Annotated in this window: 13 protein-coding genes; all 13 read left to right on the top strand. The window is 65.6% G+C overall.

Annotated elements, in window-relative coordinates:
• Nucleotides 1-123 precede the first annotated feature (123 nt).
• The 13 genes from pyrH (at nt 124) to lpxB (ending at nt 12,633) form a co-directional block, all read left to right on the top strand.
• Nucleotides 124-849 (top strand): UMP kinase, encoded by a 726-nt coding sequence (gene pyrH / locus BMY12_RS02135; protein WP_093281330.1) that lies wholly within the window; start codon nt 124-126, stop codon nt 847-849.
• A 52-nt stretch (nt 850-901) separates the two neighbouring features.
• Nucleotides 902-1,459 (top strand): ribosome recycling factor, encoded by a 558-nt coding sequence (gene frr / locus BMY12_RS02130; RefSeq protein ID WP_093281327.1) that lies wholly within the window; start codon nt 902-904, stop codon nt 1,457-1,459.
• 25 nt (nt 1,460-1,484) lie between these two features.
• Nucleotides 1,485-2,213: a polyprenyl diphosphate synthase gene (gene uppS / locus BMY12_RS02125; RefSeq protein WP_245732310.1), complete on the top strand. Its 729-nt coding sequence runs from the start codon at nt 1,485-1,487 to the stop codon at nt 2,211-2,213.
• A gap of 14 nt (nt 2,214-2,227) precedes the next feature.
• Nucleotides 2,228-3,043, top strand: a complete 816-nt coding sequence (locus tag BMY12_RS02120) for a phosphatidate cytidylyltransferase (protein ID WP_093281320.1) — start codon at nt 2,228-2,230, stop codon at nt 3,041-3,043.
• On the top strand, nt 3,040-4,224 hold the full coding sequence (gene dxr, locus BMY12_RS02115) for a 1-deoxy-D-xylulose-5-phosphate reductoisomerase (protein WP_093281317.1): 1,185 nt from the start codon (nt 3,040-3,042) through the stop codon (nt 4,222-4,224). Before BMY12_RS02120 ends, dxr begins: the two co-directional genes overlap by 4 nt.
• Nucleotides 4,224-5,579 carry an RIP metalloprotease RseP gene (gene rseP / locus BMY12_RS02110; protein WP_093281314.1) on the top strand — a complete coding sequence of 452 codons (1,356 nt, stop codon included), beginning with the start codon at nt 4,224-4,226 and terminating at the stop codon, nt 5,577-5,579. Before dxr ends, rseP begins: the two co-directional genes overlap by 1 nt.
• A gap of 18 nt (nt 5,580-5,597) precedes the next feature.
• On the top strand, nt 5,598-7,904 hold the full coding sequence (gene bamA / locus BMY12_RS02105) for an outer membrane protein assembly factor BamA (RefSeq protein WP_245732309.1): 2,307 nt from the start codon (nt 5,598-5,600) through the stop codon (nt 7,902-7,904).
• A gap of 62 nt (nt 7,905-7,966) precedes the next feature.
• Nucleotides 7,967-8,482, top strand: a complete 516-nt coding sequence (locus BMY12_RS02100) for an OmpH/Skp family outer membrane protein (protein WP_093281310.1) — start codon at nt 7,967-7,969, stop codon at nt 8,480-8,482.
• Nucleotides 8,483-8,577: 95 nt separating this feature from the next.
• On the top strand, nt 8,578-9,642 hold the full coding sequence (gene lpxD / locus BMY12_RS02095; protein ID WP_093281307.1) for a UDP-3-O-(3-hydroxymyristoyl)glucosamine N-acyltransferase: 1,065 nt from the start codon (nt 8,578-8,580) through the stop codon (nt 9,640-9,642).
• Nucleotides 9,620-10,087: a 3-hydroxyacyl-ACP dehydratase FabZ gene (gene fabZ, locus BMY12_RS02090; RefSeq protein WP_093281305.1), complete on the top strand. Its 468-nt coding sequence runs from the start codon at nt 9,620-9,622 to the stop codon at nt 10,085-10,087. Before lpxD ends, fabZ begins: the two co-directional genes overlap by 23 nt.
• Nucleotides 10,088-10,118: 31 nt before the next feature.
• A complete protein-coding gene (gene lpxA / locus BMY12_RS02085) occupies nt 10,119-10,901 on the top strand; it encodes an acyl-ACP--UDP-N-acetylglucosamine O-acyltransferase (RefSeq protein ID WP_093281302.1) in 783 nt (260 codons plus the stop codon).
• Nucleotides 10,902-10,925: 24 nt separating this feature from the next.
• Nucleotides 10,926-11,477 (top strand): peroxiredoxin, encoded by a 552-nt coding sequence (locus BMY12_RS02080; RefSeq protein WP_436278853.1) that lies wholly within the window; start codon nt 10,926-10,928, stop codon nt 11,475-11,477.
• Nucleotides 11,478-11,484: 7 nt separating this feature from the next.
• The gene (lpxB, locus tag BMY12_RS02075; protein WP_093281296.1) at nt 11,485-12,633 is read left to right on the top strand and encodes a lipid-A-disaccharide synthase; all 1,149 of its coding nucleotides are present in this window, start codon (nt 11,485-11,487) and stop codon (nt 12,631-12,633) included.
• The last annotated feature ends 70 nt before the right edge of the window (nt 12,634-12,703 follow it).

Below are 12,703 nucleotides of genomic sequence, written 5' to 3'. Positions count from 1 at the left end.
TGCGTTAAGATTGTGCGATAACACTTTGAACCCAGGAGGCCCCGGAAACGGGGCCTTCCGGTAAGTGAACCCTTTTCGTCGCAAGGCTTCCCGTGCCGCCTTGCCGCCCGTCCGAGCCAGGTCATGAGCCAGCAGCCCGCTTACAAGAGAATTCTTCTCAAGCTCTCCGGTGAGGCTTTGATGGGCGAACAGGACTTCGGCATCTCGCCGGAGGTCACCGCATTTCTGGCTCGCGAAGTGCAGTCGGTGGTGGACATCGGCGTGCAGGTTGCTTTGGTGGTCGGCGGCGGCAACATCTTCCGTGGCGAAGGTCTGGCCCGTGCCGGCATGGACCGCGTCACCGGCGATCAGATGGGCATGCTGGCCACCGTGATCAACGCCCTGGCCCTGCAGGACGCCATCGAACGCATCGGCGGCATGCAGGCGCGCGTGCAGTCGGCGATCCGCATCAACGAGGTCTGTGAGGACTTCATCCGCCGCAAGGCGATGCGCCATCTGGAGAAGGGCCGGGTGGTGGTGTTCGCCGCCGGCACCGGCAATCCCTTCTTCACCACCGACTCGGCCGCCTCCCTGCGCGCCATCGAGATCGAGGCCGAGCTGATGCTCAAGGCCACCAAGGTCGACGGCATCTACAGCGCCGATCCGAAGAAAGACCCGAGCGCGGTGCGTTATCAGGAAATCAGTTATGACGAGGCCCTGGGCAAACGCCTGGGCGTGATGGATCAGACCGCGATGGTGCTGTGCCGTGATCATGGCATGAGGCTGTGCGTGTACGACATGAGCCGGGAAGGCGCCTTGCGGCGCATCGTCACCGGCGAAACCGGCATCGGCACCTGGGTCAACCGCTAGAACCCGCTACTTCAGGGGCATTTTCCGCCGCTGCGCGGATTTGGAGCAATCGATGCTGAACGACATCAAGAACGAAGCCACCAAGCGCATGCAGAAGTGCGTGGACGTGCTCAAGACCGAGCTCATGAAGCTGCGCACCGGCCGCGCCAATGCCGCGCTGCTGGATCATGTGCGCGTGGACTTCTACGGCTCGGAAGTGCCGATCTCGCAGGCCGCGCAGGTCAGCGTGGAAGACGCCCGCACCATCGTCATCCAGGCCTGGGACAAGGCCATGGTCAGCGTCATCGAGAAGGCCATTCTCACCTCGGATCTGAGCCTGACGCCGAACACCGCCGGCCAGACCATCCGCATCATCATGCCGCCGCTCACCGAGCAGCGCCGCAAGGAGTTGACCAAGGTGGTGAAGGGCGAGGCCGAGAACGCCAAGGTGGCGATCCGCAATGTGCGCCGCGACGCCAACACCCAGGTCAAGGAGCTGGTGAAGAACAAGCAGATCTCCACCGACGACGAAAAGCGCGCCGAAACCGAAATCCAGAAGCTCACCGACCAGTACGTGGCCAAGGTGGATGAGGCGGCCGCGACCAAGGAAAAGGAACTGCTGTCGATGTGATCGGCGCCGATTCCGGCGTAGCCACGTGAGCGTCAATCGTCAACTGCCCACTGCAGCCGGCACCAGCCCGCTGCAGCATGTGGCCATCATCATGGACGGCAACGGCCGCTGGGCGCAGCGGCGCGGCCTGCCGCGCGCGGAGGGCCATCGTGCCGGTGTGCAGGCGGTGCGGCGCATCGTGCAGGCCGCCGGCAAGGCCGGCATCAAGGTGCTGACCCTGTTCGCCTTCTCGCAGGAGAACTGGAAGCGCCCGCCCCTGGAAGTGCGGCTGCTGATGCTGCTGCTGCAATCGACGCTGACGCAGGAGCTGGGCGAGCTGCACGAGCGCAACATCCGGCTGCGCGTGATCGGCGCGCACGACAACATCGACGCCGGCCTGCGTGAACGCATCGCCGAGGCCGAACGCCTGACCGCCGGCAACACCGCGATGACGCTGGTGATCGCCCTGGGTTACGGCGGACAGTGGGACATCGTGCAGGCGGCCAAGCAGGTGCTGGCGCAGGGCCGCGAGCTGACGGCGGAACATATCGAGCAGTGCCTGAGCACCGCGCAATGGCCGGCGCCGGATCTCTTGATCCGCACCGGCGGCGAGTACCGCATCAGCAATTTCATGCTCTGGCAGCTGGCCTACACCGAGCTGTATTTCTCCGAGCTGCTGTGGCCGGATGCCGACGCCGGCCTGATTGAAACGGCGCTGGCCTGGTATCAGAGCCGTGAGCGGCGCTTCGGCGGCCTGCTCAACGCGCAGGCCTGAAAGGCGAGCCCACCATGCTCAAGCAAAGAGTGATCACCGCACTGGTGCTGCTGCCGATTCTGCTGGCGCTGGTGTTCTACGCGCCCACCGCGCAGCTGTACGCGGCGCTGGGTCTGGCCGGACTGGCCATGGCCTGGGAGTGGACCGGCCTGCTGCGCTGGCAGAGCGCGGCCGCGCGCTGGGCCTATGTGCTGCTGGCGGCGCTGCTGCTGGCCGCCGCCTGGCATTCGCCGCTGAAGGATCGCGCGCTGGATTGGCTGCTGCTGCCGGTGGTCGGCGCCTGGCTGCTGATGCCGCTGCGCTTTCGCGGCTTTCCGCAGAGAGCGCCGCTGCCGGGGGCGCTGGCCGCGCTGGCCGGGCAGGTGATGATCGTCAGCACCCTGCTGTCAATCGCTGCGCTGCACGCACTGCCGCAGGGTTCGCTCAAGCTCTTGTTCGTGCTGTTCCTGGTGTTTGCCGCCGATACCGGCGCCTATTTCGCCGGTCGCGCCTTGGGCCGGCACAAGCTGGCACCGTCCATTTCACCCGGCAAGACCGTGGAGGGCGCGCTGGGCGGTCTGGCCCTGTGCGCGCTGTGGGCCGCCACGGCCGGCGCTCATGTGTTCGGCCTGCACGGGGCGCGGATCCTGGTGCTGGTGGCGCTGTCGCTGCTGGTGGCGGTGTTGTCCATCGTCGGCGATCTCACCGAGTCCATGCTCAAGCGCGCCGCAGGTCTGAAGGACAGCGGCAAAATCCTGCCCGGACACGGCGGCGTGCTCGACCGTGTCGACAGCATCGTCGCCGCCCTGCCGACGATGGTGCTGGGCCTGCACCTGCTGCAGCTGCAATGAGCGCGCCGCAGAATCTGGTCGTCCTGGGCGCCACCGGCACGGTGGGGCGCAACACGCTCGACCTGGTGCGCCGCCATCCGCAGCGTCTGCGCGCGCTGGCACTGACCGCGCACCGCGATGTCGCCGGCATGCTGGCGCTGTGCCGCGAGTTCGCGCCGCCCTATGTGGCGATGGCCGATGCGGGCGCCGCCGCCCAGCTGCGTGAGGCGATACAGGCGCAAGCCCTGCGCATCGAGGTGCTGGCCGGCGACGAGGCGGTGGCCCAGCTCGCGGCCCATCCGGATGCCGATCAGGTGATGTCGGCCATCGTCGGCAGCGTCGGCCTGCTGCCGACCCTGGCCGCGGCGCGCGCCGGCAAGCGCGTGCTGATCGCCAACAAGGAGCCGCTGGTGATGGCCGGCCGGCTGCTGATGGCCGAGGCGCAGCGTTGCGGCGCCACCATCATGCCCATCGACTCCGAGCACAACGCGATCTTCCAGTGTCTGCCCGAGGGCAGTCGCTGCGGGCAGACGCCGCGGCATGTCTCGCGCCTGATTCTCACTGCCTCCGGTGGCCCGTTCCGCGAGCTGCCGCTGGCGCAGTTTGCCGCGATCACGCCGGCGCAGGCAGTGCGTCATCCCAACTGGGTGATGGGGCCGAAGATCTCGGTGGATTCGGCGACCATGATGAACAAGGGCCTGGAGCTGATCGAGGCCGCCGTGCTCTACGGTCTGCCGGATGCGCAGCTGGAGGTCGTGATTCATCCGGAAAGCGCCATCCATTCCATCGTCGAATACTGTGACGGCTCGATGCTGGCGCAGCTCGGCCAGCCGGACATGCGCGTGCCCATCGCCCATGCCCTGGCCTGGCCGCAGCGCTGGGAGTCGGGCGTGGGAGCGCTGGATCTGCTGCAGCTGGGGCGCTTTCGCTTCGAGAGCGTCGACATGCAGCGCTTCCCCTGTCTGAAGCTGGCGCGCGCCGCCGGCAGTGCCGGCGGTGATGCGCCGATTGTGTTGAACGCCGCCAATGAAATCGCTGTCCAAGCATTTCTGGAGGGACGGCTCGGCTATTTGGGGATTGCACCGGTGATCGAACGCAGCTTGAGCGCGGCAGCGGGCAGGACGGACGCGGCGGCCAATACCCTGGACGAGGTGCTGGCGGTCGATGCCTGGGCGCGTCGCTATGCACAGGAGCAGCTGTGATGCCTGAAATTTTCTGGTCGCTGGGCGGCTTTCTGGTCGCCATCGGCGTGCTGGTGTCGTTTCATGAGTTCGGCCACTACTACGTGGCGCGGCGCTGCGGTGTGCGCGTGCTGCGCTTCTCCATCGGCTTCGGCCGGCAGCTGTGGACCTATCGCGCCAAGGACGGCGTGGAGTGGTCGCTGTCGCTGATTCCGCTGGGCGGCTACGTGAAGATGCTGGATGAGCGCGAGGGCATCGTGCCGCCGGCGCTGCGCGATCAGGCCTTCAACAACGCCAGCGTCGGCAAGCGCATGGCCATCGTCGCCGCCGGCCCCATCTTCAATTTCGCGCTGGCCGTGGTGCTGTACTGGACGGTGTTCGTGATCGGCGTGCAGGGCCTGCGGCCGGTGCTGGCGGAGCCGCCGGCCGGATCGCTGGCGGCCAAGGCCGGCCTGGTGGCGGGCGAGGAGATCACCCGCGTGGCCGGCGAACCGGTGGACACCTGGGATGATCTGCGGGCGCGCATCGTCGATCGCGCGCTGGACAAGAACAGCCTGCCGCTGACGGTCAAGCGCGGCAACGGCAGCCTGGAGAGCCTGAGCCTGCCGCTGTCGGGCGTGCGCGTCGACCCCGAATACCTGTTCCGCGATCTGGGCCTGCGCCCTTACGAAAAACCCATCCCGGCGGTGATCGAGCGCCTGGAGCCGGGCGAGGCGGCCGAAGCATCCGGCGTCAAGCCGGGCGATCAGCTGCTCAGCTACAACGGGGTGCCGATCAGCTCCTGGCAGCAGTGGGCGGGCTGGGTGCGGGCGCATCCCGGTGAGCTCGCCAAGCTCGAAGTGCGCCGCCAGAACCAGATCGTGCAGCTGCAGGTGATCATCGGACAGCTCGGTCATGGCGAGGAAACCATGGGCCGCTTCGGCGCCGCCGTGGCGAACCCGGGGGACTTGTGGCAGGATTTGCGCGCCGTGAGCCGGTCCGGGCCCTTGGAAGCGCTGCCAAAAGCGTTGGACGAGACCTGGCGCATGTCGTCGCTGACCTTGCGCATGTTGTGGCGCATGGTGACCGGTGAAGTGTCGGTCAAAAATGTCAGCGGTCCGATCCAGATCGCGCAGGTGGCGGGATACTCCGCGCAGATCGGTCTGGTGGCGTTCCTGAGTTTCATGGCGGTGGTCAGTGTCAGTCTCGGCGTGCTCAATCTGCTGCCGGTGCCGGTGCTGGACGGCGGCCATTTGCTGTATTACGGCGTGGAAGCCGTAAAAGGTTCGCCGCTGTCCGAGCGGGCGCAGGAAGCCGGGCAGCGCCTGGGCTTCACGCTGCTGGCCTTGTTGATGGGACTGGCGTTTTACAACGATGTCGTGCGCCTGCTGAACTGATCGAAGAAAGACGAGTCGGTGAATAGACTGAAACTCTCCAAAACGGCCATTGCCGCCACTCTGGCCGCGCTGGCCTTCCATGCGCACGCCCAGGACGACGCCGAGCGCTTCACCATCAAGGAGATCCGTGCCGAAGGCCTGCAGCGCCTGGAAATCGGCACGGTGCTCACTTACATGCCGCTGGCGGCGGGTGACGAACTCAATCCCGGCACCGCCAAGCAGGCGATCCGCGCCCTCTACGGCTCCGGCCTGTTCCAGGACGTGCAGCTGCTGCACGACGGCGACACCCTGATCATCAAGGTGCAGGAGCGTCCCGCGATCTCCACCTTCAAGATCGAGGGCAATGACAAGATCGGCGGCGACGAGCTGAAGAAGTCGCTGAAGAACATGGGCCTGGCCGACGGCGAACTGTTCCGTCGTGACCTGCTCGACGGCGTGGAGCAGGAACTGCGCCGCCAGTACTATGCCAACGGCTATTACGACGTGGGCATCGAGTCCAAGGTCACCGAAGAGCCGAACAACCGCGTCAGCATCAACATCAAGGTCACCGAAGGCACGGTGACCAAGATCACCAACATCAACATCATCGGCAACAAGGTGTTCTCCACCGACGAGCTGCTCAAGCAGTTCGATCTGAAGGAGACCAACTGGGTGCCGTTCCAGCGCAGCGACCGCTATTCCAAGCAGTCGCTGTCGGGTGACCTGGAAAAGCTGCAGTCCTACTACCAGGACCGCGGCTATCTGAAGTTCAGCGTCGACTCCGTGCAGGTGCAGCTGACACCGGACAAGAAGTCGATCTACATCACCATCAACATCACGGAAGGTGATGTCTACAAGGTGAAGACGCGCCGCTACAGCGGCAACACCATCTTGAACGAGCGCTATCTGGAAGTGCTGACCAGCACCCCGGATGGCAGCACCTTCTCGCGCAAGCAGGCCACCGAGTCCGCCGACCGCATCGAGGCCGCGCTGGCCGACATCGGCTTCGCCTTCGCCAAGGTCACGCCGGTGCCGGAGGTGGACGAGGACAAGCGCGAGGTCACGCTCAACTACGCCGTGGACCCGGGCAAGCGTGCTTATGTGCGCCACATCCTGTTCACCGGCAACACCGGGACCAACGACGAGACCCTGCGCCGCGAAATGCGTCAGCTGGAAGCCGCGCCGTTCTCCAAGTCGGCGGTGGAGCGTTCGCGCGTGCGTCTCTCGCGTCTGCCCTTCATCGAGAATGCCGAGGTCGACACCAAGCCGGTGCCGGGCACCGACGACCAGGTCGATGTCAGCTTCAAGGTCAAGGAACGTCCGCCCGGTTCGGTGCAGTTCGGCGTGGGTTATTCGGGTTCCTACGGCTTCCTGATCACCGGCCAGGTCACCCACACCAACTTCCTGGGTACCGGCAACCGCCTGGATCTGTCAGCGGAAAACAACACGGTGGCCAAGTCGCTGAACCTGTCCTGGAGCGATCCGTATTTCACCGAGGACGGCATCAGCCAGACCGCCTCGCTGTTCTACCGCACCTCCAAGTCGGTGATCCGCTACTCCTCGGGCTTCGACACCAACACCATCGGTTTCAACCTCACCTACGGCATTCCGCTCTCGGAATACGTGGCGCTGCGCGCCGGCTTCGGCGTGCAGGACATCGCGGTGCAGACCTACGCCAACTCCACCTCGGACCAGATCCTGAATTTCGTAGTCGAGAACGGCACGCAGTTCTTCACCTACGAGCTGCGCACCGGTATCAGCTACGACACCCGCAACCGCACCTTCTTCGCCACGCGCGGTGCGCTGCACTCGCTGTCGGCGGACGTGGCGCTGCCGGGCGGTGATCTGCAGTACTACAACGTCAGCTACCGCGGTCAGCAGTACGTGCCGCTGATCTGGAAGTTCACGCTGGAAATGAATGCCTCCGTGGGCGTGGTGGACGCTTACGGCGCCACCAATGTGGTGCCGCCGTTCGAGAACTTCTTCGCCGGCGGTCCGCGCACGGTGCGCGGTTATCGCGACGGCTCGCTGGGACCGCGCGACACGCCGTTCAACAATCCTTACGGCGGCAAGCTGCGCACCACGGGCCAGACCAATCTGATCATCCCGCTGCCCATCGAGAGCGACGGCAAGTCCACGCGTCTGGAAGCGTTCTGGGATATCGGCAACGTCTTCGCCGAGCCGCAGGATTTCTCCACCCACGATCTGCGCCAGTCGGCCGGTATTGCCTTCTCCTGGTTCACGCCGTTCCTGGGCCTGCTCGATCTGAGCTATTCCTTCCCGCTCAACTCGCAGTTCGAGGATCGCAAGGACCGCTTCCAGATCACCTTCGGTTCCGGCTTCTGAGCGCTGTTTTGATTTTCGCCCCGTCAAATTTTGTTTCGAGCCGTCCACGACTAAAGAGAGAGATGAAGATGCGCAAACTGATTCTTGCCACCGGCCTGATGCTGGCCGCCGCCTTCGCCCTGCCGGCGCAGGCCGAGCTCAAGATCGCCACCGTGCGTTCGGCGGAAATCGCCGACAAGGCGCCGCAGTTCAAGTCCATGCAGGACAAGCTCAAGGCCGAATTCGAGCGCAAGCAGAACGACCTCGAAGCCGAGGCCAAGAAGCTCAACGACGACGGCACCAACTTCCAGCGCGAAGCCGACACCCTGACCTCCGACGCCCGCGACAAGAAGGCCAAGGACCTGACCACGCGTCGCATCGACATCGAGTCCAAGGCCCGCAAGCTGCAGGAGGACTTCGGCAAGCGCCGCCAGGAGCTGTTCGCGCAGACCATGGGCAGCATCAAGAACGTGATCGACGCCATCGCCAAGGAAAAGAGCCTGGATCTGATCATTGAAAATCCGGTGTTCGCCAAGAACGACCTGGACATCACCGACGACGTGCTCAAGCGCCTGTCGGCACCGGCCGCCGCCAAGTAAGCGGATTCTGGCAGTGACTACGGCCTGCTTACGCAGGCCGTAGTCGTTTACAGGGCCAAGCGCGTAAGCTTCAGGCGCGGGGAGGACTTATGACGATGAGTGAAAATACTTACACCCTGGCGGAGCTTGCGCAGCGCTTTGGCCTGCAGGCATCCGGCGATCCGCAAACCCGTGTCGATGGCGTCTGCAGCCTGTTGCCGGGTCGCGCCGGCGCGCTGAGCTTTCTCTCCAATCCGCGTTACCGGGCGCAGCTGGCGCAGACGCAGGCCAGCATCGTCATCGTCAAGCCCGGCGATGCCGCCGAGCTGCGCGGCGCGGGTCTGATCGCCGCCGATCCTTATCTGGCTTATGCGCGCGTCGCCGCGCTGTTCGATCCCGAGCGCGAGTTCGCACCCGGCATCAGCGCGAATGCGGCCGTGGCGCAGGACGCGCAGCTGGGCGAGGGCTGTTACGTCGGACCCGCCGCCGTGATCGAAGCCGGCGCCACGCTGGGCGCCGGCGTGTACGTCGGCCCGGGCTGCGTGATCGGCCGCGATGCGCGCATCGGCGCTGGCACGCGACTGGTGGCACAGGCGCACGTCGGTGCGCGTGTGCAGCTGGGCGAGCGCTGTCTGGTGCAGCCCGGTGCGGTGATCGGTGCGCGCGGCTTCGGCAATGCCCTGGGCCCCAAGGGCTGGGAGGCGGTGCCGCAGCTGGGCAGCGTGCGCATCGGCAATGATGTCGAGATCGGCGCCGGCACCTGCATCGATCGCGGCACCATCGAGGACACTGTGATCGAGGACGGCGTGCGCCTGGATAATCTGATCCAGATCGCGCACAACTGCCGCATCGGCGCGCACACCGCGATTGCCGCCTGCACCGGCATCGCCGGCAGTACCGTGATCGGTCGGCGCTGTATGATTGGCGGCGCGGTGGGCATCAACGGCCATATCGAAATCAGCGACGACGTGATCCTGCTCGCCGGCGCGATGGTGACCAATTCAATCAAGGAGCGCGGCGCCTACGGCTCGGCCCCGCCGCTGGAGCCGGCGCAGGACTGGCGCAAGACGGTGGCGCGCCTGCGCCGTCTGGGACGAATGGATGAGCGGCTGCGGGTGGTGGAGTCGCAGCTGCGCGAAGCGCAAGGAAACAAGAGCAATGACGACCCCGACTCATTTTGACATCTGCGAAATTCTCAAGCTGCTGCCGCATCGTTATCCGTTTCTGCTGGTGGATCGTGTGGTGGAATGCGATGTCGAGCGCATGTGCATCACCGCGATCAAGAACGTCACGTTCAACGAGCCGTTTTTCCCGGGCCATTTCCCGGGCCTGCCGACCATGCCGGGCGTGCTGCAGCTGGAGGCGCTGGCGCAGACCGCCGGCCTGCTGGCGATCCGCAAGTCCGGACTGCGCGCCAGCGACGGCCTGATCCTGTACTTCGCCGGCATCGACAATGCGCGCTTCAAGAAGCCGGTGACGCCGGGCGATCAGCTGGTATTCCATGTGCAGCTGGACAAGCAGAAGCGCGACTTCTGGCGCTTCAAGACCCAGGCCACCGTGGGCGGCGAAGTGGTCTGCGAAGCCGAGCTGATCTGCGTGCTGCGCAAAGCCGAATACGCGGCTTGATGATTTTCAAAGACGATCAGCCGAGAGTGGCATGAGCAAGATTCATCCGACCGCGATCATCGAGTCCGGCGCGAGCCTGCACGAGTCCGTCGAAGTGGGGCCGTACAGCATCATTGGCGATCATGTCGAGATCGGCGCGAACACCGTGATCGGTCCGCATGTGGTGCTGCGCGGGCCGATGCGCATCGGCGCCGGCAACCGCATCTTTCAGTTCGCGAGCCTGGGCGAGATTTCCCAGGACATGAGCGCCAAGCCCGAGGACGACACCCGCGTCGAGATCGGCGACGGCAACACCATCCGCGAGTACGTCACCATCCAGCGCGGCACGCTCAAGGAAAAGGACGGGCTGACCAAGGTCGGCGACCGCAACTGGATCATGGCCAGCGTGCACATCGGCCATGACTGCTACGTGGGCAGCAGCTGCATTCTCGCCAACAATGTCTCGCTGGCCGGGCATGTGCGCATGGGCGATTTCGTCGGCTGCGGCGGCTATACGCTCATCCACCAGTACTGCCAGATCGGCTCGCATGTCTTCACCGGTGGCGGCAGCGTCATCACCCGCGACGTGCTGCCCTTCATCATGGTGCAGGGTCATCCGGCCGAGGCGCGCGGCATCAACAGCGAGGGCCTCAAGCGACGCGGCTTCTCCGCCGAGGACATCGCCGCCATCAAGGATGCCTACAAGCTGGTGTTCCTGTCCGGCAAGACCATGGAGCAGGTGCGTCAGGAGCTGGCATCCATGGCGCCGTCTTCGCCGTATGTGGCGCAGATGCTGACATTCATCGAGGGCTCCAAGCGCGCGCTGCAACGCTAGGCGTCTTCGCACACCGGAGATTCGATCATGCGTAGCCTCAAACTGTTTCTGGCGCTGATGCTGTCGTTGAGCGCGTCCGCGCCGGCGCTGGCGGCGCTGGCCAATGGCAGCACGGCGCCGGATTTCACCGCGCCGGCCTCGCTGGCCGGCAAGGATTACAGCTTTGCCCTGGCCGAGGCCCTGAAGAAAGGTCCGGTGGTGGTGTACTTCTATCCCAAGGCCTTCACCTCCGGCTGCACCGTGGAGGCGCATCTGTTTGCCAAGGCCATGCCGGAATACCAGAAGCTGGGCGCCAGCGTGATCGGCGTGTCCAGCGATGATGTGCAGACCCTGCACAAGTTTTCCTTGAGCGAATGCGGCGGCAAGTTTCCGGTGGCGGCCGATCCCGACACCCGGATCATGAGCGCCTGGGATGCCAAGCTGCCCATGGTGAACTACGCCAGCCGCATCTCCTACGTGGTCACGCCGGACGGCAAGGTGCTGTACAGCTACAGCGCCATGGACCCGAGCCAGCACGTGCAGAACACCCTGGCCGCGATCAAGCAGTGGCAGGCAGAGCAGGGCGGCAAGCCCTGATGCACGCTTGAGCAGACCGCTGCGCATCGCGCTGGTCGCCGGCGAACTCTCCGGCGATCTGCTGGGCGGCGCGCTGGTGCGCGCGCTGCGTGAGCGCCTGCCGCAGGCGCAGTGTTACGGCGTGGTGGGGCCGCGCATGCGCGAGGCGGGTTGTGCGGAGCTGGCCTCCATCGAGATGCTGTCGGTGATGGGCATCGCCGAGGTGCTGCATGCCTTGCCGCGCATCCTGCGCCTGCGCAAGCAGTTGTTCCAGGAGTTCAGCCGCAATCCGCCGGACCTGCTGATCGGCATCGACGCGCCGGACTTCAATCTGCCGCTGGAGCGCAAGCTGCGTGCGCGCGGCGTGAAGACCGTGCACGTGGTCAGTCCCACGGTCTGGGCCTGGCGCGCCGGTCGCGTGCACGGCATCGACCGCGCGGTGGAACGCATCCTCTGCCTGTTCCCGTTCGAGCCGGCGTTCTACGAGCAGCAGGGTGTGAAGGACAAGGCGCTGTACATCGGCCATCCGCTTGCCGAGGAGCTGGATGATCGGACCACGCCGGCGCAGGCGCGCGCAGCCCTGGGGCTGGCAGAGCAGGGCCCGGTGCTGGCGATCCTGCCCGGCAGTCGCGGCTCGGAACTCAAGTATCTGGGCCTGCCCTTCGCGCAGGCAGCGACGCTGCTGGCGCAGCGCATCCCGGGTTTGCGCATCATCACGCCGGTGGCCAAGCCCAGCCTGCGTGCCGGTCTGCAGGCGCTGATCGCGCAGCAGGCCCCGGGGCTGGACTGGACGCTGCTCGACGGCAAGTCGCGCGAGGCCATGCGCGCCGCCGATGTGGTGATGCTGGCCTCCGGCACGGCGACGCTGGAATGCCTGCTGCTGGGCCGGCCGATGGTGGTGGGCTATCGCGGCGCCTGGTTCACCGAGTTGCTGCTGCTCAAGCTGGGCATGCTCAAGACCCGTTATGTGAGTCTGCCGAATCTCTTGTCCGACGAACCCGTGGTGCCGGAGTTGCTGCAGCACGACTGCACGCCCGAGCATCTGGCGCGCGAGGTGCAGGCGCTGTTCGGCAGCGCGGCGCGGCAGCGCCAGCTGGCGCAGTTCGACGCGGTGCGAGCGCGTCTGCGCTGCAATGCCGCGCAGCGTGCGGCGGAACTGCTCGCACCCCTGCTGTAGGCGTCGCCGTCAAGTCTGGTTTTACCCGATCAAAGCCCTACAATCGTCTGCGGTTTTCCTGCCTGACGAC

This window comes from Solimonas aquatica, assembly GCF_900111015.1.
Classification (GTDB): Bacteria; Pseudomonadota; Gammaproteobacteria; order Nevskiales; family Nevskiaceae; genus Solimonas; species Solimonas aquatica.
The sequence above is the reverse complement of the archived record's forward strand: the minus strand, read 5'-3'. Positions and strand labels throughout refer to the sequence as shown.